Consider the following 25,349-nt stretch of genomic DNA (forward strand, 5'->3'; position numbering starts at 1 on the left):
GACGTGCGGGCGCACTGGACGGTTGATACCGAGGAGGATCGATCTTCGATGGAGGTATTGCAGCTGGTGGCCCTGGTGGCGGGCAGCGCGGTGGTCGCCGGGGTGGCCCGCCGCACACCGGTTCCCGCGCCGCTGCTGCTCGTCGCCGTCGGTCTGATCGCCGCGTACGTCCCGGGCGTGCCGTCGTACGCCCTCGACCCCCACATCGTGCTGCCCCTGCTGCTGCCGCCGCTGCTGTACACGGCCTCGATGGAGAGCTCGTACCTCGACCTGCGCGCCAACGTACGCCCGGTCGCGCTGCTGTCCGTGGGGTACGTTCTCTTCGCGACCGTGGCCGTGGGGTACGCGGCCTACCTGCTGGTGCCGGGCCTATCGCTGCCCGTGGCGCTGGTGCTGGGCGCGGTGATCGCGCCGCCGGACGCGGTGGCGGCGACCGCGATCGCCCGCAAGCTCGGGCTGCCGAACCGGATCACGACCATCCTCCAGGGCGAGTCGCTGGTCAACGACGCCACCGCGATCACCGCCTACAAGGTGGCGCTGGCCGCGGCCGTCGGCGTCGGCGCGGGCTGGGCGGGCGGCATCGCGGAGTTCCTGCTCGCGTCGGTGGGCGGCGTCGGGGTCGGGCTGGTGCTGATGGTGCCGATCCACCTGCTGCGCAGGCGGCTGCGGGAGCCGCTGCTGCAGAACACCCTGTCGCTGCTGATCCCCTTCGTGGCGTACGCGGCCGCCGAACGGGTGCACGCCTCGGGCGTGCTGGCCGTCGTCGTGGTCGCCCTGTACCTCGGGCACCACAACTGGCAGGTCGACTTCGCGACCCGGCTCCAGGAGGCCGCGGTGTGGAAGGTGATCTCCTTCGTGCTGGAGTCGGTGGTCTTCGCACTGATCGGGCTCCAGCTGCCCGTGGTGCTCAAGGGGCTGGCGGAGTACGAGGGCCCGCAGGCGGCCTGGTACGCGCTGGCGGTGTTCCTGGCCGTGGTGGTCGCCCGCTTCGTGTGGGTGTTCCCGGCGACGTTCGTGCCCAGGATCCTGTCCGAGCGGATCCGCAGGCGGGAACCCGAGACGAACTGGAAGGCGCCGGTCGTCGTGGGCTGGGCCGGGATGCGCGGGGTCGTCTCGCTGGCCGTCGCGTTCTCCGTGCCGATCAGCGTGCCGCACCGCAACCTGATCCTGTTCCTCACCTTCACGACGGTCATCGCGACGCTGGTGGTGCAGGGGCTGACCCTGCCGCCGCTGATCCGGCTGCTGCGGCTGCCGCCGCGCGACCTCCAGGCGGAGACGCTGGCGGAGGCCCAGGCGCAGAGCGAGGCCTCGCGGGCGGCGGAGGACCGGCTGAACGAACTGCTGGCGGAACCGCGCAACGCCCTGCCGGGGCCGCTCGCGGACCGGCTGCGGACGGTGCTGGAGCGGAGGCGCAACGCCGTGTGGGAGCGGCTCGGCGAGGTCAATCCGGTGACGGGGGAGTCGGCGGACGACATCTACCGGAGGCTGGCCGGAGAGATGATCGAGGCCGAGCGGGAGGTGTTCGTGACGCTGCGTGACCGTCGGCGGATCGACGACGAGATGCTGCGGGCCCTGCTGCGCCGGCTGGACCTGGAGGAGGCCGCGGCCTACCGGGAGGAGCCGGCCTGAGCCCCGCAGGCCGGTTCGGGGGCGCCGGTCACGACGGCGGCGAGGGTGGTGCCGTGCGGGAAGGCGCCCGACGCCGTCAGCTCCGTCAGGGCCCAGAGCAGTTTCGCCACGTAGACCCGCTCGACCGGGACGCGGTGGCGGGCCTCGAACCCGGCGGCGAAGGCCTCCAGCTCGGCGGGGACCCGGGCGTAGCCGCCGTGGTGGAACCCCTCGGCCAGCGTCCAGTGGCCCGCCGGGTCGCCGAAGGCCGCCCGCTGGAGGGAACGTATCTCCGCGTCCAGGAACCCGCCCGCCAGCACCGGGACGCCCACCGCCCGCTGACCGGGACCGAGCCCGGCCGCCAGGCCGGCCAGGGTGCCCCCGGTACCGCAGGCGACGGCCACGACGTCGGCCGCCCCGCGCAGCTCACGGCCCAGCTCGGCGCAGCCGTGCAGGGCGAGGGCGTTGCTGCCGCCCTCCGGGATCACGTACGCGTCGGCGGCGCCGGCCGCGGCGAGCAGCCCGGCCAGCACGTCCGGCTCGGCCTTGCGGCGGTACTCGGAGCGGGAGACGAAGTGCAGCCGCATCCCGTCGGCGGCGCAGCGGGCCAGCGAGGCGTTCAGCGGCCGCCCGGCCAGCTCGTCCCCGCGCACCACCCCGACGGTCCCCATCCCGAGCAGCCGCCCGGCCGCGGCGGTGGCCCGCAGGTGGTTGGAGTACGCCCCGCCGAAGGTCACCAGCCCGGCGTACCCACCGGCCACGGCGGCCCGCAGATTGGGCGCGAGCTTGCGCCACTTGTTCCCGGGCAGCGCGGGGTGCACGAGGTCGTCCCGCTTGAGCAGCAACCGCACCCCGCACCGCTCGAACGCGTCGTCACGCACCTCCTGCACCGGCGACGCCGGCCGCCCCCGCAGCACCCCGTCAAGGTCACCTGAACGATCCACCCGTCCATTGTCAGCCCGCCACCGCCCACCGGGGCATCGGCCCGCTCGTCCCGGGGGCGCGCGCGTCAGGTCAGACGGAGGTCGATGTACGGGACGGTGGCGCCCGGGAGGAGGTAGCGGTCGGTTTCGGTGAAGCCGTGGGAGAGGGCGAAGCGCAGGCCGCCGGGGTTGGCTGCCAGGACCACCGTCTCGATGGCGGCCGGGGTGAGGGCGCGGGCCTGGGCGAGGCCGTGGGCGTAGAGGGCGGTGCCCAGGCCCCGGCGGCGGTGGGCGGGGAGGATGCGGGCTATCACGGTGGCGGCCGACCCGTTGTCGGGCCTCGGCGGGCGGACGGTCATGCAGCCGACCAGGGTGTCGCCGACGTACGCGACGTCCAGCAGGTGCCGTCCGGACCGCTCGCGTACTTGTTCCGGCGTCAGCGCGTCGGGCGGAACGATGACGTTGTGGACGTGGCGCCAGTCCCGGAGGGCGGCCTCGCCGGCCGCCCGTTCGATGCGGAGTTCGGACATCGGGCCAGCCTAAGTCGGCGGCTACTTCAGGCGGTCGGCCACGCGGTCGCGGAACCAGTCCATCGTGAAGCCCTTCGGATCGATCTTGCCGGGCTGCCATTCCAGGTGGCCGATCACCGAGCGCTCGCACCAGCCGTGGACCCGGCACACCGCGGCCGCCGCCTTGGCCATCGCGTCCAGCTGGACCTGGGGCCACGGGTCGTCGCCGCTGCCGAGGTTCTCGCACTCGAAGCCGTAGAAGCAGCGGTTGCCGTCGGTGTCCGCGTGGTGGTCGGGCGGGAGGCGCTTCTCCGCGATCACCGCGGCCAGGACGTCCGAGTCGCCCGCGCCCGCGTGGTTGGCGCGGCCGTAACCGACCAGGTGGACGCGGCCGTCCTTGGTGATCACGCCGTGGCACAGGGGGCCCGGCAGCTCCTCGTCGCCGTCGCGGCAGAGCGAGACGGTGTACGCGGTACCGTGCGTGACGGTGTGGTGGATCATCACCCCGTGCACCGGGCCCCAGGGTCCCTTGTGGTTGCGGTTGTGGGTGCGCCAGGATCCGACCTCCACCACGGTCAGGCCCTCGTCCCGCAGCGCCTCGATGAACCGGTCCGCGGACATGGGTGCGGACATGGCCGCCTCCTTAAACGGTGCGCGGCGTCACCTTGCGTGCTCGCCTCGTCACTTACTGGTGTAATGGAGGCGATTCTTCCGGGCTAGTGCGTTCGTACGGCGAGCGAGCGGATCCGGCCATCCGGCTCCCGAGCCGCACCGCCACGGGCGGCCCATGAGAGTGCCCATCCCACGCACGGAGTAGTCCCACCCTTTTGTGTAATGGTCTCACTACGGACCGTCCTGAAAGCTGTACCCGCAGATCCATGGAGTGATCGAAAGGGAAATACATGTCGGTCCAGGCAGGTTCCGAGTCCGAAGCCCAGGCGCAGACTCCCCAGCGGAGTCTCGGCACCTCGGCCGCGCGGAACTTGGCAACCACGACCAAGTCCGCGCCGCAGATGCAGGAGATCACCTCGCGGTGGCTGCTGAAGATGCTCCCGTGGGTGTCGGTGCAGGGCGGCACGTACCGCGTCAACCGCCGGCTGAGCTACTCCGTCGGCAACGGCATCGTGGAATTCATCAAGACCGGGACCCAGGTCCAGGTCATCCCCGCCGAGCTCGGTGAGCTCCCGCTCCTGCGCGACTACGAGGACATCGACGTCCTCACCGAACTCGCCGCCCGCTGCCAGCAGATCGACTTCGAACCCGGCCAGGAGCTGACCTCCTTCGGCAGCTCCTCCGACAAGGTCTTCCTCCTCGCCCACGGCCGCATCGAGCAGGTCGGCCCCGGCCCCTACGGCGAGGACGCGGTGCTGCGCACCGTCGCCGACGGCGCCTTCTTCGGCGAGGACGCCCTCGTCGACGAGGAGGCGATCTGGGAGTACACCGCCCGCGCGGTCACCTCCGGAACCGCCCTCGTCCTCACCCGCCAGGACTTCCAGCTCCTCGCCGACCGGGTCGACTCCCTGCGCGCGCACGTCGACACGCAGCGCGCGCTGCCGGCCCAGCGCACCAACAAGTACGGCGAAGCCGCGATCGAGCTGTCCTCCGGCCACCAGGGCGAAGCCGTACTGCCCGGCACCTTCGTGGACTACGAGGCGCGCCCGCGCGAGTACGAACTCTCCATCGCACAAACGGTTCTCCGGGTCCACACGCGCGTCGCCGACCTGTACAACCAGCCGATGAACCAGACCGAGCAGCAGTTGCGGCTCACGGTCGAGGCGCTGCGCGAGCGCCAAGAGCACGAGATGGTCAACAACCCCGACTTCGGCCTGCTCCACAACGCCGACTACGACCAGCGCATCCAGCCGCACGACGGCGCACCCAGCCCCGACGACATGGACCAGCTGCTCAGCATGCGGCGCGGCTCGAAGCTCTTCCTGGCCCACCCCAAGGCCATCGCGGCCTTCGGGCGCGAGTGCAACAAGCGGGGCCTCTACCCCGAGTCGATCGACGTCGGCGGCCACCGCGTGCCGTCCTGGCGGGGCGTGCCGATCTTCCCGTGCAGCAAGATCCCGATCAGTGACGCCCGTACGACCTCGATCCTGTGCATGCGTACCGGCGAGGACGAGTCCGGCGTGATCGGCCTGCACCAGCCGGGCATCCCGGACGAGATCGAGCCGAGCATGTCGGTGCGCTTCATGGGCATCAGCGAGCAGGCGATCATCTCCTACCTCGTTACCGCCTACTTCTCCGCCGCGGTCCTGGTGCCGGACGCGCTCGGCATCCTGGAGAACGTCGAGATCGGCCGCTGGCGCTGAGCCGGCCGGCTCGGAGCGGCGGGGCACACGATGGCGACGGCTGAGGCGATCACCACGGGCGAGGGCCAGGAAGCGGCGGCCCTGCTCGAACGGACAAGAGAAACGGTCAACCCGCGACTGCGCCGGACGGTCGAGAGCCTGCCCGGTGCCATGCGGCGCGTGGCGATGTACCACTTCGGCTGGCAGCACGCGGACGGCACGCCCGCCGAGGGCAACGCGGGCAAGGCCATCCGCCCCGCCCTGGTCCTCGCGGCGACCCGGGCCCTGCGCGGACAGGGCGGCGGCGGGGGTGAGGCGGGCGGCGAGAAGGAGGACGGCGCCGTGCGCGCGGCGGTGGCCGTCGAGCTGGCGCACAACTTCACCCTCCTGCACGACGACGTCATCGACAAGGACGTCAGGCGGCGCGGCCGCGCCACGGCCTGGACCGTCTTCGGCATACCGGACGCGATCATCACGGGTGACGCCATGATGGCGCTCGCGCTGAAACAGTTCGCGGAGGATCCGCACCCCGCCTCGGCGGCGGCCGCCGCCCGGCTCGCGGCCTGCGTCATCGAGCTGTGCGCCGGGCAACAGGCGGACTGCGCCTTCGAGCAGCGGCCGGACGTCTCCCTCGACGAGTGCCTGACGATGGCCACGGCCAAGACCGGCGCCCTGCTGGGCTGCGCCTGCGCCCTGGGCGCCCTGTACGCGGGGGCCGGTCCGGACGAGGCCGACGCGATGGACGCCTTCGGCAGGGAGGCGGGACTGGCCTTCCAGCTGATCGACGACCTGATCGGCATCTGGGGGGACCCGGGCCACACCGGGAAGCCCGCCGGGGCCGACCTGATCGCCCGCAAGAAGTCCCTCCCGGTCGTGGCCGCCCTCACCTCGGGCACCGCGGCCGGGGCGGAGCTCGCCGAGCTGTACGCCGGCCCCATGACCGGGGACGACGTGCGCAGGGCGGCCGACGCGGTGGACCGGGCCGGCGGCCGTGACTGGGCCCAGGCGCACGCGGCGGACCGGATGGGCCGGGCGGTGCAGCAGCTGTCGCGGGCCGTACCGGACCTCGGGGCGGCGGGAGGTCTGCTGGCCCTGGCGGAATTCGTCACGCGCCGCACGAGGTGATCCAGCGAGACGTGGGGGACGGGCCTGTTCCGGCACCGCATGGTGCCGGAACAGGCCTGTCCGGGTACGGAGCCCAACCCTAGGATCACTCACGGTTGTTGGAACGTGAGCGAGGGACGGTTGCCGTGGTGCTGGAGATACGTAGGGCGGATCAGTCGGACCGGGACGCTGTCGCCCGGCTGCTGGACGAGGCGTTCCGCGACGACCCGGTGAGCAGCTGGGTCTTCCCCGACCCGGAGCACCGGGCGGCGGTGCACGGGAAGTTCCTCGGCGTGTTCGTGGACGTGGCGCTCGCGGAGGGCCGGATCGACTACGCGGCCGACGGTTCGGCGGCCGCCCTGTGGCTGCGGATCCCGGCCGGGGAGCCGGAGGGGGAGGACGAGGTCCCGGCGAAGATGCGCGCGGTGGCCGACCCGGACAACGAACGCTGCGAACTGGTCGGCCGGCTGACGGGCGAGGTGCACCCCACCGCCGAGGAGCACGAGTACCTGCTGATGATCGCGGTGGCGCCGGGGCGGCAGGGCGAGGGGCTGGGTACGGAGCTGATGCGGCCGGTGCTGGACCGGTGCGACCGCGAGGGCGTACCGGCGTACCTGGAGGCGAGCAGCGAGCGCAGCAAGGCGCTGTACGAGCGGCTCGGATGGGAATTCACGGGCTCGGCGGTGCGGCTGCCGGACGGGCCGCTGATGTGGCCGATGTGGCGCAAGCCGCAGCCGTGAGGGCTCCCGGCCCGCCGGATGCGCCGAACCGGCCTACCGTGGAGGTATGGCCGGTAGCGAGCAGCAGCGCGCGGGTGCGGCGGACGCCCCGCCGGCCGGGCACGACCTGGAGCCGTGCCCGGTCTGCGGGCGCCCCGTCGAGCGGGTGATCGTCGGGCGGCGCAAGTCCCTGGGGATCTTCGTACCGGAGTGGGGCCCGGGGCCGTGCCGCTACCCGGACTGCCCCCGGTACACCCCTTAGGCCGCCGACCGGCGCGTCAGCTCTTGGTGCCCAGGCCCGAGGCGGCCAGGCCGTTCGCCCAGAGCTGGTTCACCCGGGAGCGCTCGGTGGAGTTCGGGTAGGGATTGGTGCACGAGGTGCCCGGACCGCCGCCGGACATCAGCTCGCTGCACGGGCCGGAGTAGTGGTCCGGCAGGCCCAGCACGTGGCCGGTCTCGTGCGCGGTCACCCGGGTGGAGTCGTACTGCTGGTTCTGCGCGTAGTCGAGGAAGATGTAGCCGCGGCCGTGCCCGTCGGTGCTCGCGTACGAACCCCGCGAGTCGTTGCCCTCGTAGTACGAGAAGTTCCCGCCCGAGGACACCTCCTGGAGCTTGACGTTGGACACCGAACCGTTCCAGATCTGGGTGGAACGGGATATCACGGTGCGGAAGCTCGGCGCGTTGCGGGTGTTGTAGGTGACGGTCACGGTCTGGATGCCCGGGTTCGCGGCGCGCTGCTCCGCCACCGAGCGCTGGACGGCCTCGAAGAAGGCCCGGTTGGCGGCCTGGTTCTCCTGCGAGCGCTCGTACGCGGCGTAGCTCGCGGTGTTGCCGGCCGGGGCGGGGGCGGCGCTGGCGGAGGGCGCGACGCCGGCCAGGGCGGCGGCCAGTACGAGACCGAGGGTGGCGGCCGGAACGGCCGTGCGGGAGTGGCGCATGTGGGGGAGCTCCTACTCATCCGGTGTGGGGGGTGGGTCGTTCGAACCGGAGTCTGCGGGAGCGCCGGGGGCCGGCGGATGATGTCAGCCACCGATAACACCGGGCTATCGGTGGGTTTTCGGCAGGCCAACTTCCGTGAAATTGGCGGGATTCGGGGGGATACCGGTGGCTGGTGCGGCTGACCGGGGCCGACCTACCCTCTGGGTCATGGAGCTTGAGGTGAGGCACCTGCGCGCACTGTGCGCCATCGCCGACGCCGGCAGCCTGCACAAGGCCGCGCGGCAGCTCGGCGTGAGCCAGCCCTCCCTGACCACGCAGCTCCGCCGGATCGAACGGGCCCTGGAGGGCGAGCTGTTCCTGCGCGAACGCACCGGCTGCCGGCCCACGCCGTTCGGGCACACCGTACTGGGCCGGGCCCGTCCGCTGCTGGCCGAGATGGCCGCCCTGGTCGCCGACGCCCGCGCGGTGGCCCGCGGGCCGCGCCTGCGGATCGGCTCCACGGCCAGCCGGGCGCTGCCCGGCTGGCTGCGCAGGCTGCACCGGCGTTCGCCGGAGACGGAGACCTCGCTGCTGGTCGACGTGTCGGCCAACGCCCTGCTGCGGATGCTGGACGCGGGACGGCTGGACGTGGCGTTCGTGCACGAGGTCGAGGGGTGCCCGCTGAGGGTGCCGCCCGGGCTGGAGGTACGCGTACTGATGGAGCGGGAGCCCCAGTTCGTGTCCATGTCCCGGGACCATCCCGCCGCGCGGCGGCCGGTGGTGGAGTTACGGGAACTGGCCACCGACCGCTGGACGGTCGACCCGTCGGTGGACGGCGAGTGGGACGGCCTGCGGCGGGCCTTCGCCGACGCCGGGGTGGACCCGCCGGTGCTGCACGCCGACTACCACACCGCCGCCTCGCTGATCGTCTCCGGTGAGGCCGTCGCCCCCTGCCAGCCCACCTCCGGCCCCCGCGAGGACATGGCGATCCGGCCGCTCTCGGGCGACCCGCTCGCCGTACGGCTGCTGCTGGCGAGCCGGCCGGGCGCGCACGCCGAGGTGTACGAGGACCTGCGCGCCGCCTATCGCGAAGCCGCCCTGCGCACCCCGCCCTACCGGGCGTGGCTGCACCACCACGCGAGCCCGCTGCTGGCCGCGTAGGGCCTGTCCGGCCCCCGCTCCCCCCCCCCAACCCACCGGACTCCGTCCGGTCCTCGGGCTGCCCGCTCGAACCCCCTGGCCCGCCGCACCGGCGTGTCCGTCGCTTGACTTCACCGATCCGCGATATATCGTGTTCTCAGAAGACGCGATATGTTGCGAGCGTCGAGCCCCGTGCGCCCACGAGGAGGATCAGACCCATGACCGAGCAGATGACGTGGTCCGTCGCCGAACCGCAGAAGCTCACCTTCGAGCAGCCGGTGACGGAACTCCGCGTCCGCCTCGTCGGCGGCACCGTGAACGTCGTCGCCGCCGCCGACGCGGGCCCCGCCCGCCTGGAAGTGGCCGAGGTCAACGGGCCGCCGCTGCACGTCGTACAGGACGGCGGGACCCTCACCCTCTCCTACGAAGACCTCCCCTGGAACGGTTCCCAGGGCTTCAAGAAGTGGTTCGAGGGCAAGCCCTGGAAGGCCTGGTCCGGCTCCGCCGACGGCCGCAAGGCGTGGGAGCGCAGCGCCACCGTCACCCTCACGGTCCCCGCCGCCACCCTCGTCCAGCTGGCCACCGTCAGCGCGGCCGTCTTCGTCTCCGGCATCAGCGGCGCCACCGACGTCAACGGCGTCAGCGGCGACGCGACCCTGGTCGGGCTCTCCGGCAAGGTGAAGGCCCACACCGTGTCCGGCAGCGTCGAGGCCCAGTCCGTGAACGGCGAGCTCTCCTTCCACTCCGTCTCCGGCGGCCTGACCGTCGTCGACGGCGCGGGCGGCAGCGTACGGGCCGACTCGGTCAGCGGCGACATGCTCATCGACCTCGTGCTCGACCCGGCCGACGTGCGGCCCGTCGACATCTCCCTGAACTCCGTCTCCGGACAGGTCGCGATCCGCCTGCCGCACCCCGCCGACGCCCGCGTGGAGGCCAACACCGCCACCGGAGGCGTCTCCAACGCCTTCGAGGACCTGCGGGTCACCGGCCAGTGGGCCGCCAAGCGGATCACCGGCACCCTCGGCGCCGGCACCGGGACGCTGCGCGCCACCACCGTCTCCGGCGCCATCGCCCTGCTGCGCCGCCCGGCGGCCGACAGCCCCGACGCCGCCGCCCCGCTCGCGCTCGACAAGAAGGTGCTCTGACATGCCGCCCGTCTTCGCCCACGGACGCCTCCGCCTCTACCTCCTCAAGCTGCTGGACGAGGCCCCGCGCCACGGCTACGAGGTGATCCGCCTGCTGGAGGAGCGGTTCCAGGGGCTGTACGCCCCCTCCGCGGGCACGGTGTACCCGCGGCTGGCCAAGCTGGAGGCGGAGGGGCTCGTCACCCACGCCACCGAGGGCGGGCGCAAGGTGTACTCGATCACCGAGGCGGGCCGCGCCGAACTGGCCGACCGGGGCGGTGAGCTCGCCGACCTGGAGCTGGAGATCCGCGACTCGGTGTCCGAACTGGCCGCCGAGATCCGTGACGACGTCCGGGGCGCCGCGGGGGACCTGCGGCGCGAGATGCGGGCCGCGGCCGCCTCGGCGTCGGCCACCCAGGTCGAGGACGAGGGCTGGAAGGCGGCGAAGGAGGAGCTCCGCAAGGCCAAGGCGGAGTGGAAGGAGCAGGCGCGGCGGGCGAAGGACGAGAGCCGCCGGGCGCGCGAGGAGGCGCAGCAGGCCCGGCGCCAGGCCAAGGAGGCGCAGGAGCGGGCGCGCGAGGAGGTCCAGCGCATCGCGAGCCAGCTGCAGGAGCAGTTCGCGAAGTCGGGCGGGGTGCTGGGCAGCCTGGCCGGGGCGTGGCTGGGCCACGGGGGTGGCGGCGGTGACGGTACGAGTACGGGTACGCAGGCGGGTGCGCCGGCGGCGGGGGCGGGGGCGGCCTGGGCCGAGGACCTGACGCCGTCGGCCGATCCGGTGCGGGACCTGGACCGGCTGCTGGACCGCTTCCGCGATGACGTCCGGGACGCGGCGCGGGACCACGGGGTGTCGCCGGCGCAGCTGGCCGAGGCGCGGGCGCACCTGGCCGCGGCGGCCACCCGCCTGACGGCGGCGCTCCGCCCGGAGCGGGCGTGACCCCGGCGGGGTCGCCGTCCGGCCGGGGCCGCCAGCCTGCGAGGGCGGGCGTCGGCCCGGTGGGTGTGCCCCCTCGCTGCGCTCGGGGCTTCCTGGGGCTCCGCCCCAGACCCCGCGCCTCAAACGCCGGCGGGGCTGAAAGGCGGGGCTGCGCCCTGGCCTCCGCTTCACGGTCGGCGGGGCTGAGAGGCGGGGCTCCGCCCCAGGCTCCCGCTTCACGGTCGGCGGGGCTGAGAGGCGGGGCCCCGCCCCAGGCTCCCGCCTCAAGGCCGGCGGGGCTGAAAGGCGGGGCTGCGCCCCAGGCCCGGGGCTGAGAGGCGGGGCTCCGCCCCAGGCCTGGCGCCTCGAACGCCGGCTGGCCTGAACGGCGGGCTGCGCCCTGGCCTCCGCTTCACGGTCGGCGGGGCTGAGAGGCGGGGCTGCGCCCCAGGCTCCCGCCTCAAGGCCGGCGGGGGGCTGGGGGAGCGGGGCGAAGCCCCGGGCTGGGTTCTAGACCGTGAGGACGATCTTGCCGAAGAGGTCGCCCGAGGCGAGTTTTTCGAAGCCTTCGCGGGCGCGGTCCAGCGGGAGGACCTCGTCGATCACCGGGCGGACGCCGGTGGCCGCGCAGAACGCCAGCAGGTCCTCCAGCTCGTCCTTCGAGCCCATCGTGGAGCCGACCACCTTCAGCTCCAGGAAGAAGATCCGCGTCAGCTCCGCGTGCGCCGGCCGGTCGCCGCTCGTCGCGCCCGAGATGACCAGCGTGCCGCCCGGGCGCAGGGACTTCACCGAGTGCGACCACGTGGCCGCGCCCACCGTCTCGATGACGGCGTCCACCCGCTGCGGCAGCCGCGCCCCCGGCTCGTACGCCTCGGCCGCGCCCAGCTCCACCGCTCGCTTGCGCTTGGCCTCGTCCCGGCTGGTGGCGAAGACCCGCAGGCCGGCCGCCTTGCCGAGGACGATCGCGGCGGTGGCGACGCCGCCGCCCGCGCCCTGGACGAGGACCGAGTCCCCCGGCCGCACCCCGGCGTTGGTGAACAGCATCCGGTAGGCCGTCAGCCACGCCGTCGGCAGGCAGGCGGCCTCCTCGAAGGACAGCTCGGCGGGCTTGCGCAGCACGTTCCACGCGGGGACGGTCACCTGCTCGGCGAAGGTCCCCTGGTAGCGCTCGGTCAGGATCGACCGCGGCTCGTCCGGGCCGACCCCGTGGCCGCTCTGGCCGATCACGGAGTGCAGGACGACCTCGTTGCCGTCCTGGTCGACGCCGGCGGCGTCACAGCCGAGGATCATCGGGAGTTTGTCCTCGCCCAGGCCCACCCCGCGCAGCGACCACAGGTCGTGGTGGTTCAGGGAGGCGGCCTTGACGTTGACGGTCACCCAGCCGGGGCGGCCCCCGGGAGCCGGGCGCTCGCCCAGTTCAAGGCCGTTCAGCGGCTGGTCGCGGTCGATTCGGGCGGCATAGGCAGCGAACATGCCGCGACGCTACCGCCCGGTAGCGCGCGAGGCCACCCCTGGCCGGAGCCGGCGGGTGAGGTCTTCGTCGCAGTGGCCGCAGGACGTCACCGCCAGATCCGGGAACCGGACGGGGGAGTTTCGGCGTCTGGAACGGGCCACCCGTCGCAGCAGTGCGGAAGGAGTGGTTCGCTCCTCAACTGCCACCCGTACCAGTCGGTTTGACTGTCCATGAGGGGAAAGCGGAATGTCAGGAGTGGTCGCGATCGGGGGTAACATTCTCGCCATGCGGCGCGCTCGCCATGAGCCTGTCATCTGCGCCGCGGCTTCTCTTCGTGTGGCCGGTGCGTCGCTTTCCCGTGCGCCCGGACCCCACGACAGGCGCGGCGACCCCTCCCGGTTCGGGGGCCAGGAGGGTGCGTCCGCGGCCCGCCGTCCCTCCTGCGCGCGGCAAACGGAAGGGCCCGGCCGGATGGATCATCCGGCCGGGCCCCTGCCCGTACGTCACACGTGTGGCCGAAGCGGCGGTCAGGCCAGGCGGGCCACGCCGTCCGTCTTCGCCGCGGCGGCGACCGCGGCCGCGACGGCCTCGGCGACGCGCTCGTCGAACGGCGACGGGATCACGTAGTCGGCGGCGAGCTCGTCACCCACGACGCCCGCGATGGCGTCGGCGGCGGCGATCTTCATGCCTTCGGTGATCCGGGTCGCACGCACCTTGAGGGCGCCCGCGAAGATGCCCGGGAACGCCAGGACGTTGTTGATCTGGTTCGGGAAGTCCGACCGGCCGGTGGCCACGACCGCCGCGTACTTGTGCGCGACGTCCGGGTGGACCTCCGGGTTCGGGTTGGCCATGGCGAACACGAAGCAGTCCTTCGCCATGGTCGCCACCGCCTCCTCGGGGACCGTGCCGCCGGAGACGCCGATGAAGACGTCCGCACCGGCCAGGGCCGCTTCCAGGGGGCCGGTCTGGCCGGTCTTGTTCGTCAGGCCCGCGATCTCGGCCTTGACGTCCGTCAGGTCGGTGCGGTCCGCCGAGACGACGCCCTTGCGGTCGGTGACGCACACGTCGCCGATGCCCGCGTCCACCAGGATCTTGGCGATGGCGATGCCCGCGGCGCCCGCGCCCGAGATCACGGCGCGCAGGTCGCCGAGGGTGCGGCCGGTGAGCTTCGCCGCGTTGCGCAGGGCGGCCAGCGTCACGATGGCCGTGCCGTGCTGGTCGTCGTGGAAGATCGGGATGTCCAGGGCTTCCTGGAGCCGGCGCTCGATCTCGAAGCAGCGGGGGGCGGAGATGTCCTCCAGGTTCACCCCGCCGAAGGACGGCGCGAGACGGATGACCGTATCGATGATCTCGTCCGTGTCTTTGGTGGCGAGCGCGATCGGGACCGCGTCCACTCCACCGAACTGCTTGAACAGGATGGCCTTGCCCTCCATCACCGGGAGGGAGGCCTCGGGACCGATGTCCCCGAGGCCGAGCACGGCCGTGCCGTCGGTGACGACGGCGACCACGTTGGACTTCCACGTGTACTCGTTGACGAGTTCCGGATTCTCCGCGATGGCGCTGCAGACCTTCGCCACGCCAGGCGTGTACGCGAGGGACAGGTCGTCCTTGTCGCGGACCGGCACGGTGGCCTGCACGGCCATCTTGCCGCCCCGGTGCAGTGCGAACACCGCGTCGGGGTTGTTGTCCGTCACGCTGTCGCTGCGAGGATTGACGATCTCCGCTGCCACTTGTTTGACCCCTTAAGTCTTTGATCGTTGAGGGTGGCCACTCCTGGTTAAGGGGTGGGCGGGCACCGCGTCCGTCTCCGCATCGACGGGTTCGGCCCGCCTCCGCGGAGGGGAGGTTTCGTACGCGCGGGCGCGCCGCACACGCGCCCTGAGCCCCGGATGAGGGGTGTAAGGATCTGTTCTACCTGAAAAACGGCCGCCCGGACGAGTCGATTGCCTCACGTTCGCAGGCTTCTTGCCCCGGTTTTGCCGAAAAGTCCGGACGTTGCTGTCCGATAGGCGAGACCAACAGTAAAAACTGCGGCGAAAGTGCCTGGTGGCAGTGCATAGTGCGGCCGCGTCGCCCCTTGGCCGCAGTCCTGTTGGGAACCCCGGGTGGCCCGTTATCCGATTTTGACCTGACGACCACCCTGAATGTCGCAGTCCGAATGGCAAGATGCCGTAATCACACAGGTCGCTGCACTCGATGGTGCGTGCCCGACCGTTCTCGGATGCTTTTTTCCCCACTGCCGGAGGAACCAGCTCATGACCGCAAGCACCACCCGTCGTACGACCGCCGCACGGTCCCGGATCGCCGCGGTCGGCGCGATCGCGGTCGCCGGCGCCCTGATCCTCACCGGCTGTGGCGACCAGACCAAGAGCGGCTCCGGTGACAGCGCCTCCACGGGGACCAAGTCCAGCAGCGCCCCGCTCTTCTCGGCCCTGCCGAAGAAGATCCAGGACGCCGGTGTCATCAAGATCGGCACCGACTCGGCGTACGCCCCGATGGAATTCGTCGAGAACGGCAAGATCGTCGGCGTCGACCCCGACATCGCGGACGCGCTCGCCAAGCAGCTCGGGGTGAAGGTCCAGTTCACCGCGGGCACCTTCGACGGCCTGATCACCTCGATCTACACCGGCCGCGAGGACGCGATCATGTCCTCCATCACGGACAACAAGCAGCGCCAGGAGGGCCTGGACGACAAGGGTCAGAAGATCGGAAAGGGCATCGACTTCGTCGACTACTTCTCCTCCGGTCTCTCGCTCCTGGTCAAGAAGGGCAACCCCGAGGGCGTCAAGAGCCTGGACGACCTGTGCGGCAAGACCGTCGCCGTCCAGCGCGGAACGACGTACGAGGACGAGTTCAAGAAGCAGGCCGAGAAGTGCGGTGACAAGAAGCTCACCATCCAGGCCTTCGACACCGACGCCGAGGCGCAGACCCGCGTCAAGGCCGGCGGCGCCGTCGCCGACCTGAACGACTACCCGGTCGCCGCGTACACCGTGAAGACCTCCGGCGGCGGCAACGACTTCGAGATCGCCGGCCAGCAGACGGGCGTCGGCCTCTTCGGCATCGGCGTCAGCAAGGACAACACGCAGCTGCGCGACGCCCTCAAGCAGGCGCTGGACGCCGCCATCAAGGACGGCTCCTACGCCAAGGCCCTGGAGAAGTGGAACGTGCAGGACAGTGCCGTCAAGTCCGCCACGGTCAACGCCGGTCAGTAATTCCGCGCTCCACGCTCCACTGAAGGGCAGTCATTGTGACTGACAAGATCGACAAGGGTCCGGCCGCAACCCCGCCGGCCGGACCCGGCGCCTCGGGAACCCCGTACGAGGCGATCAAGGCAATCCCGGTACGCCACTACGGCCGCTGGATCAGCGGCGTCATCGTCGTCGCGCTCCTGGCCTGGCTCGTCTACGCCTTCTCCCAGGGCAACGTCATCTGGGCGACGGTCGGCGACAAGCTGTTCGACCCGGCCGTCCTGAGCGGCCTGTGGAACACGGTGCTCATCAGCGTCGCCGCCATGGCGCTGGGCCTCGTGCTCGGCATCGTCTTCGCGGTGATGCGCCTCTCGAACAACCCGGTGACCAGCGCCGTCTCCTGGCTCTACATCTGGTTCTTCCGCGGTACCCCGGTGTACGTCCAGCTGCTGGTGTGGTTCAACCTGTCGCTGATCTTCGAGTACATCAACCTCGGGCCGATCTACAAGAACTACACCGTCGCCGTCATGACCCCGTTCATGGTCGCCCTGCTGGGGCTGGGCCTGAACGAGGGCGCCTACATGGCGGAGATCGTCCGGGCCGGCATCCAGTCCGTCGACGAGGGACAGACCGAGGCCGCGCACGCGCTCGGCATGCCCCAGACGAAGACCATGCGCCGGATCGTGCTGCCGCAGGCGATGCGGGTGATCATCCCGCCGACCGGCAACGAGTTCATCAACATGCTGAAAACCTCCTCACTGGTTTCGGCCGTGCAGTACACGGAACTCCTACGGGCCTCGTCGAACATCGGCAACACCGCCGGTGCCATCATGGAGATGCTGTTCGTGGCATCCATCTGGTACCTGGCCCTGACCAGTGTGTTCAGCGTCGGCCAGTACTACCTGGAGCGCCGCTTCGCCCGAGGTTCCACGCGGAGCCTGCCGCCGACGCCGTTCCAGCGCCTGCGTGCCAACCTCAACATGTTCCGCCGTACGGAGGTCGCGCGATGACCGCCCAGCCGATGGTCAAGGCAGAAGGCGTCCACAAGTCGTACGGCGCCGCCCACATCCTCCGGGGCATCGACCTCGAAGTCGCCCCGCGCGAGGTCTTCTGCCTGGTCGGTCCGTCCGGCTCCGGCAAGTCGACCTTCCTGCGGTGCATCAACCACCTGGAGCGCATCAACTCCGGGCGGCTCTCGGTGGACGGGCAGCTGGTGGGCTACCGCCAGAAGGGCGACAAGCTCTACGAGCTGAAGGACAGCGAGGTCGCGGCGCAGCGCCGCGAGATCGGCATGGTCTTCCAGCGCTTCAACCTGTTCCCGCACATGACGGCCATCGAGAACGTCATGGAGGCCCCCGTCCAGGTCAAGGGCGAGAGCAAGGCGGTGGCGCGCGAGCGCGCCGTCAAGCTGCTCGACCGCGTCGGCCTCGGCGACAAGGGCGGGAACTACCCCTCGCAGCTCTCCGGCGGCCAGCAGCAGCGCGTGGCGATCGCCCGCGCGCTGGCCATGGAGCCCAAGCTGATGCTCTTCGACGAGCCCACCTCGGCGCTCGACCCGGAGCTCGTCGGCGACGTCCTGGACGTCATGCGGGACCTGGCCGAGTCGGGCATGACCATGATCGTGGTGACCCACGAGATGGGCTTCGCCCGCGAGGTCGGCGACAACCTCGTCTTCATGGACGGCGGTGTGGTGGTCGAGTCCGGCCACCCGCGCGAGGTCCTGGGCAACCCGCAGCACGACCGGACGAAGGCGTTCCTGTCCAAGGTGCTGTAGTGCTGTAGTGCCGTAGCCGCCTCCGGGCGCGCTGCGAAAGGGGCGGTACGGATTCCCGTACCGCCCCTTTCGCGTTGCCGGGCGGCAGAGCGGGAACCCTCGGCGGTCGCGGTCCGTAATACTTCCCGTACCGCACGCGAGACCGAGCCGGCCGGTGTTCCTCGCCGCGCTCACCAGCCCCTGTCGTCGTAATACCCTTGTAGCTGTCTCAGGCGTTACAGGGATCTCCATCCGCAGCCGTTAGGACTACAAGTGGAACTGGCCCATTACTCGGACTACGCCGTGCGCCTGGTCAACACCGAGGAGCCGGCCCGCAACAAGGACTCCCTCACCTCCGTGGACGCCGTACGCGCGCTCTTCGGCCCCGGGGTACAGGCCGCACGCCGGGTCACCGACGCCGACGTCACCCGCTTCCGCAACGTCCGCGGCCGGCTGCGCGCCGTCTTCGAGGCCGCCGACGGCGGCGACCACGTACTGGCCGTCGACCTGCTGAACTCGCTGCTCATGGAGTTCCCGGTCAGCCCCCAGGTGACCGGCCACGACTCGCTCGGCGAGGACGGCCGCCCGCACTGGCACATCCACCTCGCCGACCACCCCTCGAACGCCTCCGCCGGGTACGCCGCCCTCGCCTCGTTCGGGCTGGCCTTCCACCTCACCGAGCACGGCCCCGACCGCCTCGGCCTGTGCCAGGCGCCGCCGTGCCGCAACGCCTACCTCGACACGTCCACCAACCGGTCCCGGCGCTACTGCTCCGACCGCTGCGCCACCCGGGCGAACGTGGCGGCCTACCGGGCCCGCAAGCGGCTGGAGGCGGAGGAGTCCGCGCGCAGCGGGCGCAGCGCCGAAACCGCCCAGGCCAGCCGCGCCCTCAGCGAGCGCTGACCGGCGGGCAGCGGCCGCAGCCGCAGCACGGCCGTCGCCAGGACCAGCTCCTCGGGCACCGCCCCGTAGTCGGTGCTGTCGCCGGTCGTGTTGTACGGGTTGTCGCCGAGCACCCACCAGCCGCCCGGCCGCCGCTCCACGGCCCGCTTCACCACCAGCAGGTCCTGCTGGAAGGGATGGCGCAGCACCACCACGGCCCCCGGCCGCACGGCCGCCCCGTAGCGGACCAGCAACCGGTCCCCGTGCTGCAGGGTCGGGACCATCGAGGGCCCCGACACCTCGGCCAGCCCGAACTGCGTGCCCGGGCGCGTCTTCTCCACCATGTACGACCTCCTCGTCCCTCCCGCATGCTGCCGCACGCCCCCGTACGTTCGCTCACCGCCGCCGCCGCGAGGCTGGACTTTTGTCCGAAGCCCACGGGGCCGCCCGCGAATTCCGCTGTCCAAGCGAGTAATCTCGCCCTTGAGAAGACGATCACGAGGAGGACAAACTCCATGCTTTCCCGCCTCTTCGCCCCCAAGGCGAAGGTCTCCGCCCACTGTGACCTGCCGTGCGGCGTGTACGACCCGGCCCAGGCCCGCATCGAGGCCGAGTCCGTCAAGGCCGTTCAGGAGAAGTACCAGGCCAACGACGACGCCGACTTCCGCGCGCGCGCCATCACCATCAAGGAGCAGCGCGCCGAGCTGGCCAAGCACCACGTCTCGGTGCTGTGGAGCGACTACTTCAAGCCGCCGCACTTCGAGAAGTACCCGCAGCTGCACACGCTGGTCAACGACACCCTGAAGGCCCTCTCGGCCGCCAAGGCGTCGAACGACCCGGCGACCGGCCAGAAGGCCCTCGAACTCATCGCCGAGATCGACCGCATCTTCTGGGAGACCAAGGCCGCCTGATCCTGGGCGCCCGGGGGATCTCCCTGCGCTGCCGGCCAGAGCGCAGCTGCCAACGGCCCGACCGCTCCGAGCGGCCGGGCCGTTGGGCTCTGCCGGGACCGTTCGGATCCGTCGGGCACGGGCCCGGACCGTGAGCCTGCTGCCGCGTGGGGAAACGATTTCGGGCATTTTGGATCACACGCAACCGGCCCCGCCCCTACCCTGTCGGTGACGAGCTGCACGGAGAGGGGCAAGGCTGCTATGTCTACGGACGCTACCCCGGACCCGCTGGTGTTCGGTCAGAGACTCCAGATCCTCCGTGCCAGGCGCGGCCTCACCCAAGACCAGCTCGGCGGCCTCGTGGGGCGTTCCGGCTCATGGGTCAGGGCCCTTGAATCCGGCCGCTTGAAGACGCCGAAGCTGGAGGTGATCCTCCGCTTCGCCGAGGTGCTCCGCATCCGGGAGCTGGCCGACCTCACGGGGGACCAGTCCACGCGCGCCAACCTGTTCGCCGGCCCGGGCCACCCCCGGTTCGCCGCTGTCCGTGAAGCCCTCAACGCACTCCAGCTCGGCACCAGCCGCGAAGCGCCGAGTCCTGCGCACCTCACCGCCCGCCTGGCCCGAGCGTGGTCGGCCCGGCACTCCGCGCCTCGCCACCGAGACGTGATCGGCGCGCTCCTTCCCGACCTGATCTACGACGCGCAGGCAGCCGTACGGCAGTCCGTGACGGTCGCGGACCGCAAGGCTGCCCAGGCCCGCCTGGCGGAGGTCTACTTCCTCGCGCAGTTCTTCTGCGCCTATCAGCCCGACGCGCCGCTCGTCTGGCGGGTCGCCGAGCGCGGCATGATGGCCGCGCAGGACTCCGAGGACCCGCACGCGATCGGCCTCGCCGCCTGGTTGACCACCCAGGCCCACCGCGAAAGCACCCACCTGGACGCCGCGGACGCCGTCACCCTGGAGACCCTCCGGTACCTGGAGCCGCTCCTGCCGGACGCCGACGTCGACGTGCGTGCCGTGGCCGGCGCGCTTACGGTCGAAGCCGGGCTCACGGCAGCCCGACGCGGCGAGACCGGCACGGCGTGGCGGTACTGGGACGAAGCGCGCCACCTGGCCGAGACGCTGCCCGGCTCGTACTTCCACCCGGTCACCTCGTTCTCCCGCGCGGTCATGGGCGCGCACGCGGTCACCGTCGCGGTGGAGCTGCACGCGGGCCGGGAGTCGACACGGCAGGCGGCTCGTGCGGAGGCCGAGGCCATTCCCTCGCGGCCCCGCCGGGCCCGGCACCGGATCGAGCAGGCCCGCGCCTATCACCTGGACGGCCAGCCCGACGTCGCCCTGGCGACGCTGGCACAGGCCAACGAGGCGGCCCCCGAAACCGTCCAGTACAACGGCCACGCGCGCCGCATCCTCCTTGAGGAGCTGGAGGCCAAGGGCGCCCAGCGGCGGCGGCGGGCCTCCGAACTCGCGGCGCGGCTCGGGTTGCTGACGGCCTGAAAGGCGACCGCACGATCTGTGCGGTTCCCGGTCGCCGACGCCCCTACCGTCGTCTCACCATCCGGTGACGAGGCAGGGAGGGCGCCTTGAGCGTGCGCACGATGGCGGAGTGGCTGGCCGGGAGCGGTGGGCGGCCCGGAGAGGTGTACGGCGCGTGGCGGGAGCGGGGGGTGGCCGTACTGGCCGTCGGGAGCCGCTTCGACGTCGTCCGGCTCCCCGAACCGCTCGTCAGAGCCGCCGTCGAAACCGTCGGCCTCGGCCACAGCCACACCGACTTCGCGATCGGGGAACGCCTCGACGGGCCCGTCATCCACGACGGCCACGGCCGGAACCACTACGCGCTCGTCCCGCCCGGCACGGTCCACGAGTGGCGCTCCTGCGCCCCGGGCGTCGAGTGGCTCGGCCGGGGGACACACGTCGGCATCCCGGCCCCCGACCTGTTCGCGTTCGACCCGGCGCACCCGGTCTACTGGGCGGCCGTCGGGCCGATGCCGGGCTACTGCGATCCGTCGTCCGTGGCGCTCCTCGTACGCGTCGGCGCGGCGCGGCTCGCAGAGGCCGAAGCGGCGGTCGTCAGCGCCCAGGAGGCGCGGTGACGCCCGCCGCCGAGGACCCGTTGACGCCGGCGGCCGCGCAGTCCGACGCACATCCCGACGGCGCGTGCACCCGGGCACACATGCGCTGCGCCGGCTGCGGACAGCCCGCCCCCGTCGCCGTCAGGTACGGCGGCCCCGTGGCCGACTGCCGCCGTTGCTGCTACGCCTGGGCCGTCCACCACGACCCCGAGCTGTGCTGGCTCCGCAGCAACTTCTTCGACGGCCGGCCGGACGCGGAGGCGCTCGTCGCCGTCCGGGTACGTGAGGCGGCGCCCCTGCTCATCGCTGCGCGCGCCGCCCTCGGCGACATCGTCGGCATCCGCTGACCGCATGTCGGCCCGGGGCGCGCCGGGCCGTCTCCTACTCGTCGTCGTCCTCGGCGTCGTCCAGGCGCGCCAGCCAGGTCGCCAGGCGTTCCACCGGGACCTCGAAGTCCGGGTTCAGGTCGACGAAGGTGCGCAGCTGCTCGGCGAGCCACTCGAAGGTGACCTCCTCCTCGCCGCGCCGCTTCTCCAGCTCCTCGATGCCGCGATCGGTGAAGTACAAGTCCGGCTCCGTGTGACGTGGTGGTGTGATGGGGATGTTTCCCGCCAGGATAATCCGCGTATCACAGACACCTCCCGTCCTCCCCGTCCCTGGCACTAGCCTGGACCGTCCAGAGCTGAGGGGGCCAGGGCATGCCGGACGGGCGCACGGGCGGCTCCGCGCGCGCCTTCGAGCTTCTGGAACCCCTCGTCAAGGCGGCCACCGTGCGCGTCCACGCGCCCGCGGACGGGTATGGAACCCCCGGGACCGGTCCGACGTGGGGGAGCGGTTTCTTCATCGCCCCCGGCTGGGTCCTCACGTGCGCGCACGTGGTCGGTGAAGGGGGTGCTGCGGTGCGTCTGGTGGGCCGGGAGGTCGGCATCACCTTCTCCGTCGCCGGCTCCCCCGCCGAGGCGGGCGCCACCGGGACGGTCGCCGGGCGCGTGGAGTGCGTCCTGCCCGAGCGGCTGGAAGAGCGCCGGCCCGCCCCGCGCGCCCTGTGGGACCTGCCCGACCTCGCGCTGGTCCGGGTCCTCGCCCCCATCTCGCACGCCTGCGTCTGGCTGACCGACCGGGCCCGGCCCCGGCTCGACGAGGCCGCGTACTTCGGCGTCAGCGAGGACCTCGGCGTACGGGAGATCACCGGCCGGACCACCCGGCTGCGCGGCACCGCCGCGAACGGCGCGGCGATCCGCCTCGGCGACGACGACGAGATCGAACCCGGCATGTCCGGCGGCCCGCTCGTGGACCTGGCCCGCGGCGAGGTCATCGGGATCGTCAAGGCCCGCCGGCAGTCGGGCGGCGGCGGCATCGCCGTCTCCGTGGCGCAGCTGCGGACCCTGCCCACGGGCCCGACCGGGCAGGTCGGCCTGTACCGGCGGGTGATGCAGGGCCACGACCTGTACCACTACGACCAGCACGTCAGCGATCTCGACAGCCGCCGGACCTGGACGGACGTGCACGACGAGCTGCCCTCGGAGGACGACGACGCCGCCGGCGGACCCGAGCGCCCCACCCGGCTCAGCCGGCTGACCCGGCTCACCCCCGGCGAACGCACCACCCTGTGCGGGCTGCTCGCCGAACTGCCGCCGCCCGGCTCCTCCGAAGCCGTCCGGGCCCTCGCCGAAGCGGCCCGGGGGGAAGAGCCCGACACCGGCTTACCGGCCCCGCTGACCTGGCGCGACGGGCTGGGCCTGCTGCACGATCCGCCGTCCGCGGGCGGCGAGGCCGCCGCGATGCTCCGCTACGCCACCGACGTCAGCGTCGCCGACCACCGCGAGCCGCCCTCGCCCGGCGCGGACGAGGAACTGTGGGACTGGGTGCGGGTGACCGCGGCCCGGCTCTGGCGGCCGCTGCGGCGCGATCTGGGCGAGCGCTACGAGCGGGGCCTCGCCGAACGCGAACGGCGCCGGCGCGCCCTCGCCGGGCAGCTGGCGCACGGCCCCTTCCGGCCCGTCGCCGGGGCGGCCCCCGGACCGTCGGTGCTGCTGGAGACCTGGGCCCACGTATGGGAGGACGTCTACGACTGGCGGGTCTCCGTCCTGGCCGGCCCGGCCCGCCCGGGGGACGCCACGCCCGTGGCCTCCGGCAACCGGGTCACCCTGGCGGCCCTGCCCGAGGCGGTCCGGGCGCCGCTCGCCGAAGGGTTCCGGCGGTGCGACACCCACGAGGCGGCCGCCCTGCTGGAAGTGGTCGTGGCCGAGGAGCTGTTCGGGCTGCCGGTGGACGAGTGGACGGTGTCGGGCGGGGTCCCGGTGGGCGTCCAGCGCCCCGTCGTCCTGCGCTACCCGGGCGGCGACCCGCCCGCGGAGGCCGCCGAGCGGTGGGCGCGGGTACAAGCGGGCCCGCTGCTGGACCGGCGCGCCGACTGCTCGCGGGGGCGCAAGTGGCGCCCCGCGCCCGACTGGCTGGCCGGTCAGGTCGACCACACGGTGCCGGTGCTGTGCCGGGACCCGGGCGCGGACCCGACGCGCGGCGTCCTGCACGAGGCCCGGGACGCCGGGTACGGGGTGGTGGTGTGCCGGCGGCCCCCGGCCGACCCCAGGGCCTCCTGCGAGCCCTTCCACCGCGGCCTGCGCGAGGAACTGGCCGAGGCCGGGAGGGGAGCGGTACTGCCGGCCCGGCTCCAGACGCTGCGCGGGCGGGCGTACGGGGCCGACCCGGACGCGTACTGGGCGGTGGGGACGGCGCTGGTGTGGCAGGACGCGCAGCGGCCGCTCCCGGAGGACGAACCGCTGCAGGGGGACCTGTGAGGGGCCGGCGGCCGGACACCGCCGGATCGACGGGAGGGGCGCGCACATGACCGAGGAGTGGCTCATCTACCGGGGCGTCGGCGAGCCCCACGACGGGATCGACGCCCTGCCGGACCCGCCGCCCTGGCGGGACTTCGACGGCGGCCCCGCCGAGGACGGCCCGGCGGCCGCGGGCCCGGCCGACGGGAACGTGGCCCGCCGCCTCGGGGCGCACCGGCAGGCCGCCGAGCTGCACCGCCCCGAGCCCGAGGAACTGGAGGCCATCAATGCCGCGCTGTACCTGCGGCGGCCGCTGCTGGTGACCGGCTACCCCGGGACCGGCAAGTCCACCCTCGCGCACGCCGTCGCCCACGAACTGAAGCTCGGCCGCGTCCTGCGCTGGCCCGTCGTATCGCGCACCGTGCTCCAGGAGGGGCTCTACCGCTACGACGCCATCGCCCGGCTCCAGGACGTACAGATCGCCGCGAGCGGCGGGACCGCCGCCGCCGGGGTGCCCGGGATCGGCAAGTACATCCGGCTGGGACCGCTGGGAACGGCGCTGCTGCCCACCACCCGCCCCCGGGTGCTGCTCATCGACGAACTCGACAAGAGCGACATAGACCTGCCCAACGACCTCCTCAACGTACTGGAGGAGGGCGAGTTCACCCTCCCCGAGCTGGAACGGGTCGCGGACTCCGAACCCGAGGTGCGGGTCCTCACCGACGACGGCACCAAAGTGACCGTCCGCGACGGGCGGATCCGCTGCCGGGCCTTCCCCTTCATCATCCTGACCAGCAACGGCGAGCGGGACTTCCCGGCCGCGCTGCTCAGGCGGTGCATCCAGCTCAAGCTCGGCCAGCCCGGCGAGAAACGGCTCGCCACCATGGTCCGGGCGCACCTGGGGGAGGAGGCCGCCCAGCTGGGCGCCGAGCTGATCCGCGAGTTCCTCACCCGCTCGCAGTCCGAACTGGTCGCCGCCGACCAGCTGCTCAACGCCATCTACCTGACCCACTACGCCGCCCCGCCCACCCGGGAGGACCTCGCCGACCTGCTCATCCAGCGCCTCGACCGGCCCAGGTGAGCCC

General features: G+C 72.4%; 26 protein-coding genes. 18 read left to right on the forward strand and 8 right to left on the reverse strand.

From position 1 onward, the window contains the following. Positions 1-48 precede the first annotated feature (48 nt). The gene (locus ACZ4M3_RS07305; protein ID WP_467730623.1) at positions 49-1,629 is read left to right on the forward strand and encodes a Na+/H+ antiporter; all 1,581 of its coding nucleotides are present in this window, start codon (positions 49-51) and stop codon (positions 1,627-1,629) included. Here the strand turns inward: ACZ4M3_RS07305 and ACZ4M3_RS07310 are convergent. From ACZ4M3_RS07310 to ACZ4M3_RS07320, 3 genes are all read right to left on the reverse strand, one after another. Next, the gene (locus ACZ4M3_RS07310) at positions 1,608-2,552 is read right to left on the reverse strand and encodes a 1-aminocyclopropane-1-carboxylate deaminase/D-cysteine desulfhydrase (protein ID WP_467730624.1); all 945 of its coding nucleotides are present in this window, start codon (positions 2,550-2,552) and stop codon (positions 1,608-1,610) included. The genes ACZ4M3_RS07305 and ACZ4M3_RS07310 overlap by 22 nt on opposite strands. A gap of 65 nt (positions 2,553-2,617) precedes the next feature. Beyond that, positions 2,618-3,061 (reverse strand): GNAT family N-acetyltransferase, encoded by a 444-nt coding sequence (locus ACZ4M3_RS07315; protein WP_467730625.1) that lies wholly within the window; start codon positions 3,059-3,061, stop codon positions 2,618-2,620. Positions 3,062-3,082: 21 nt separating this feature from the next. Then, a complete protein-coding gene (locus ACZ4M3_RS07320; RefSeq protein WP_467730626.1) occupies positions 3,083-3,673 on the reverse strand; it encodes an N-acetylmuramoyl-L-alanine amidase in 591 nt (196 codons plus the stop codon). 269 nt (positions 3,674-3,942) lie between these two features. On the opposite strand from ACZ4M3_RS07320, the gene ACZ4M3_RS07325 reads away from it, so the two are divergent. The 4 genes from ACZ4M3_RS07325 (at position 3,943) to ACZ4M3_RS07340 (ending at position 7,419) form a co-directional block, all read left to right on the forward strand. Beyond that, positions 3,943-5,355 carry a family 2B encapsulin nanocompartment shell protein gene (locus tag ACZ4M3_RS07325; protein WP_453354679.1) on the forward strand — a complete coding sequence of 471 codons (1,413 nt, stop codon included), beginning with the start codon at positions 3,943-3,945 and terminating at the stop codon, positions 5,353-5,355. 30 nt (positions 5,356-5,385) lie between these two features. Continuing rightward, a complete protein-coding gene (locus ACZ4M3_RS07330; protein WP_467730627.1) occupies positions 5,386-6,459 on the forward strand; it encodes a family 2 encapsulin nanocompartment cargo protein polyprenyl transferase in 1,074 nt (357 codons plus the stop codon). 125 nt (positions 6,460-6,584) lie between these two features. Continuing rightward, positions 6,585-7,178: a GNAT family N-acetyltransferase gene (locus ACZ4M3_RS07335; RefSeq protein WP_467730832.1), complete on the forward strand. Its 594-nt coding sequence runs from the start codon at positions 6,585-6,587 to the stop codon at positions 7,176-7,178. A 46-nt stretch (positions 7,179-7,224) separates the two neighbouring features. After that, positions 7,225-7,419: a hypothetical protein gene (locus ACZ4M3_RS07340; RefSeq protein WP_467730628.1), complete on the forward strand. Its 195-nt coding sequence runs from the start codon at positions 7,225-7,227 to the stop codon at positions 7,417-7,419. A 16-nt stretch (positions 7,420-7,435) separates the two neighbouring features. Here the strand turns inward: ACZ4M3_RS07340 and snpA are convergent, their stop codons facing one another. Then, positions 7,436-8,095 carry a snapalysin gene (snpA, locus tag ACZ4M3_RS07345; protein WP_467730629.1) on the reverse strand — a complete coding sequence of 220 codons (660 nt, stop codon included), beginning with the start codon at positions 8,093-8,095 and terminating at the stop codon, positions 7,436-7,438. Between the two features lie 208 nt (positions 8,096-8,303). On the opposite strand from snpA, the gene ACZ4M3_RS07350 reads away from it, so the two are divergent. From ACZ4M3_RS07350 to ACZ4M3_RS07360, 3 genes are all read left to right on the forward strand, one after another. Next, positions 8,304-9,236, forward strand: a complete 933-nt coding sequence (locus ACZ4M3_RS07350) for a LysR family transcriptional regulator (protein WP_467730630.1) — start codon at positions 8,304-8,306, stop codon at positions 9,234-9,236. Positions 9,237-9,433: 197 nt separating this feature from the next. Next, complete coding sequence (locus ACZ4M3_RS07355) at positions 9,434-10,360, forward strand: DUF4097 family beta strand repeat-containing protein (RefSeq protein WP_467730631.1); 927 nt, start codon at positions 9,434-9,436, stop codon at positions 10,358-10,360. Position 10,361: 1 nt separating this feature from the next. Further along, the gene (locus tag ACZ4M3_RS07360) at positions 10,362-11,273 is read left to right on the forward strand and encodes a helix-turn-helix transcriptional regulator (protein ID WP_467730632.1); all 912 of its coding nucleotides are present in this window, start codon (positions 10,362-10,364) and stop codon (positions 11,271-11,273) included. 489 nt (positions 11,274-11,762) lie between these two features. On the opposite strand, the gene ACZ4M3_RS07365 is transcribed toward ACZ4M3_RS07360, so the two are convergent. Together ACZ4M3_RS07365 and ACZ4M3_RS07370 are read right to left on the reverse strand one after the other, a co-directional pair. Next, a complete protein-coding gene (locus ACZ4M3_RS07365; protein WP_467730633.1) occupies positions 11,763-12,725 on the reverse strand; it encodes a zinc-binding dehydrogenase in 963 nt (320 codons plus the stop codon). A 507-nt stretch (positions 12,726-13,232) separates the two neighbouring features. Beyond that, a complete protein-coding gene (locus tag ACZ4M3_RS07370) occupies positions 13,233-14,435 on the reverse strand; it encodes an NAD(P)-dependent malic enzyme (protein WP_467730634.1) in 1,203 nt (400 codons plus the stop codon). 525 nt (positions 14,436-14,960) lie between these two features. On the opposite strand from ACZ4M3_RS07370, the gene ACZ4M3_RS07375 reads away from it, so the two are divergent. From ACZ4M3_RS07375 to ACZ4M3_RS07390, 4 genes are all read left to right on the forward strand, one after another. Then, positions 14,961-15,917, forward strand: a complete 957-nt coding sequence (locus ACZ4M3_RS07375) for an ABC transporter substrate-binding protein (RefSeq protein ID WP_467730635.1) — start codon at positions 14,961-14,963, stop codon at positions 15,915-15,917. A gap of 35 nt (positions 15,918-15,952) precedes the next feature. After that, positions 15,953-16,903, forward strand: coding sequence for an amino acid ABC transporter permease (locus ACZ4M3_RS07380; RefSeq protein WP_136215061.1), 951 nt, complete (start codon positions 15,953-15,955; stop codon positions 16,901-16,903). Beyond that, entirely contained in the window at positions 16,900-17,667 is a 768-nt protein-coding gene (locus ACZ4M3_RS07385; RefSeq protein ID WP_136215062.1) for an amino acid ABC transporter ATP-binding protein, read from the forward strand. Before ACZ4M3_RS07380 ends, ACZ4M3_RS07385 begins: the two co-directional genes overlap by 4 nt. 252 nt (positions 17,668-17,919) lie before the next feature. Beyond that, positions 17,920-18,549, forward strand: coding sequence for a CGNR zinc finger domain-containing protein (locus ACZ4M3_RS07390; RefSeq protein ID WP_467730636.1), 630 nt, complete (start codon positions 17,920-17,922; stop codon positions 18,547-18,549). Here the strand turns inward: ACZ4M3_RS07390 and sodX are convergent. Continuing rightward, entirely contained in the window at positions 18,453-18,872 is a 420-nt protein-coding gene (gene sodX, locus ACZ4M3_RS07395) for a nickel-type superoxide dismutase maturation protease (protein ID WP_467730637.1), read from the reverse strand. The genes ACZ4M3_RS07390 and sodX overlap by 97 nt on opposite strands. A gap of 171 nt (positions 18,873-19,043) precedes the next feature. Between sodX and sodN the strand changes: the two genes are divergently transcribed. The 4 genes from sodN to ACZ4M3_RS07415 all read left to right on the forward strand — a co-directional run bounded on the left by sodN (position 19,044) and on the right by ACZ4M3_RS07415 (position 21,834). After that, positions 19,044-19,439 carry a superoxide dismutase, Ni gene (gene sodN / locus ACZ4M3_RS07400; RefSeq protein WP_136215065.1) on the forward strand — a complete coding sequence of 132 codons (396 nt, stop codon included), beginning with the start codon at positions 19,044-19,046 and terminating at the stop codon, positions 19,437-19,439. A gap of 240 nt (positions 19,440-19,679) precedes the next feature. After that, the gene (locus ACZ4M3_RS07405) at positions 19,680-20,912 is read left to right on the forward strand and encodes a helix-turn-helix domain-containing protein (RefSeq protein WP_467730638.1); all 1,233 of its coding nucleotides are present in this window, start codon (positions 19,680-19,682) and stop codon (positions 20,910-20,912) included. A gap of 86 nt (positions 20,913-20,998) precedes the next feature. Then, entirely contained in the window at positions 20,999-21,508 is a 510-nt protein-coding gene (locus ACZ4M3_RS07410) for a hypothetical protein (RefSeq protein ID WP_467730639.1), read from the forward strand. Continuing rightward, positions 21,505-21,834 (forward strand): hypothetical protein, encoded by a 330-nt coding sequence (locus ACZ4M3_RS07415; RefSeq protein WP_467730640.1) that lies wholly within the window; start codon positions 21,505-21,507, stop codon positions 21,832-21,834. Before ACZ4M3_RS07410 ends, ACZ4M3_RS07415 begins: the two co-directional genes overlap by 4 nt. Positions 21,835-21,868: 34 nt before the next feature. Here ACZ4M3_RS07415 and ACZ4M3_RS07420 read toward each other — a convergent pair whose 3' ends face one another. Beyond that, positions 21,869-22,054: a DUF6104 family protein gene (locus ACZ4M3_RS07420; RefSeq protein WP_361309586.1), complete on the reverse strand. Its 186-nt coding sequence runs from the start codon at positions 22,052-22,054 to the stop codon at positions 21,869-21,871. A 131-nt stretch (positions 22,055-22,185) separates the two neighbouring features. Between ACZ4M3_RS07420 and ACZ4M3_RS07425 the strand changes: the two genes are divergently transcribed. Together ACZ4M3_RS07425 and ACZ4M3_RS07430 are read left to right on the forward strand one after the other, a co-directional pair. Next, complete coding sequence (locus tag ACZ4M3_RS07425; RefSeq protein WP_467730641.1) at positions 22,186-24,285, forward strand: VMAP-C domain-containing protein; 2,100 nt, start codon at positions 22,186-22,188, stop codon at positions 24,283-24,285. A 46-nt stretch (positions 24,286-24,331) separates the two neighbouring features. Beyond that, positions 24,332-25,345 (forward strand): AAA family ATPase, encoded by a 1,014-nt coding sequence (locus tag ACZ4M3_RS07430; RefSeq protein WP_467730642.1) that lies wholly within the window; start codon positions 24,332-24,334, stop codon positions 25,343-25,345. Positions 25,346-25,349 lie beyond the last annotated feature (4 nt).

It is taken from the genome of Streptomyces sp. NPDC026522 (assembly GCF_055567555.1).

What these genes read in the sequence shown, in the direction of transcription:
- ACZ4M3_RS07375 (WP_467730635.1), top strand. Translation starts at nt 14,961, where the DNA reads ATGACCGCAAGCACCACCCGTCGTACGACCGCCGCACGGTCCCGGATC.
- ACZ4M3_RS07325 (WP_453354679.1), top strand. Translation starts at nt 3,943, where the DNA reads ATGTCGGTCCAGGCAGGTTCCGAGTCCGAAGCCCAGGCGCAGACTCCC.
- ACZ4M3_RS07305 (WP_467730623.1), top strand. Translation starts at nt 49, where the DNA reads ATGGAGGTATTGCAGCTGGTGGCCCTGGTGGCGGGCAGCGCGGTGGTC.
- ACZ4M3_RS07340 (WP_467730628.1), top strand. Translation starts at nt 7,225, where the DNA reads ATGGCCGGTAGCGAGCAGCAGCGCGCGGGTGCGGCGGACGCCCCGCCG.
- ACZ4M3_RS07405 (WP_467730638.1), top strand. Translation starts at nt 19,680, where the DNA reads ATGTCTACGGACGCTACCCCGGACCCGCTGGTGTTCGGTCAGAGACTC.
- ACZ4M3_RS07365 (WP_467730633.1), bottom strand. Translation starts at nt 12,725, where the DNA reads ATGTTCGCTGCCTATGCCGCCCGAATCGACCGCGACCAGCCGCTGAAC.
- ACZ4M3_RS07425 (WP_467730641.1), top strand. Translation starts at nt 22,186, where the DNA reads ATGCCGGACGGGCGCACGGGCGGCTCCGCGCGCGCCTTCGAGCTTCTG.
- ACZ4M3_RS07360 (WP_467730632.1), top strand. Translation starts at nt 10,362, where the DNA reads ATGCCGCCCGTCTTCGCCCACGGACGCCTCCGCCTCTACCTCCTCAAG.
- sodX (WP_467730637.1), bottom strand. Translation starts at nt 18,872, where the DNA reads ATGGTGGAGAAGACGCGCCCGGGCACGCAGTTCGGGCTGGCCGAGGTG.
- ACZ4M3_RS07330 (WP_467730627.1), top strand. Translation starts at nt 5,386, where the DNA reads ATGGCGACGGCTGAGGCGATCACCACGGGCGAGGGCCAGGAAGCGGCG.
- ACZ4M3_RS07385 (WP_136215062.1), top strand. Translation starts at nt 16,900, where the DNA reads ATGACCGCCCAGCCGATGGTCAAGGCAGAAGGCGTCCACAAGTCGTAC.
- ACZ4M3_RS07355 (WP_467730631.1), top strand. Translation starts at nt 9,434, where the DNA reads ATGACCGAGCAGATGACGTGGTCCGTCGCCGAACCGCAGAAGCTCACC.
- sodN (WP_136215065.1), top strand. Translation starts at nt 19,044, where the DNA reads ATGCTTTCCCGCCTCTTCGCCCCCAAGGCGAAGGTCTCCGCCCACTGT.
- ACZ4M3_RS07315 (WP_467730625.1), bottom strand. Translation starts at nt 3,061, where the DNA reads ATGTCCGAACTCCGCATCGAACGGGCGGCCGGCGAGGCCGCCCTCCGG.
- ACZ4M3_RS07430 (WP_467730642.1), top strand. Translation starts at nt 24,332, where the DNA reads ATGACCGAGGAGTGGCTCATCTACCGGGGCGTCGGCGAGCCCCACGAC.
- snpA (WP_467730629.1), bottom strand. Translation starts at nt 8,095, where the DNA reads ATGCGCCACTCCCGCACGGCCGTTCCGGCCGCCACCCTCGGTCTCGTA.
- ACZ4M3_RS07350 (WP_467730630.1), top strand. Translation starts at nt 8,304, where the DNA reads ATGGAGCTTGAGGTGAGGCACCTGCGCGCACTGTGCGCCATCGCCGAC.
- ACZ4M3_RS07320 (WP_467730626.1), bottom strand. Translation starts at nt 3,673, where the DNA reads ATGTCCGCACCCATGTCCGCGGACCGGTTCATCGAGGCGCTGCGGGAC.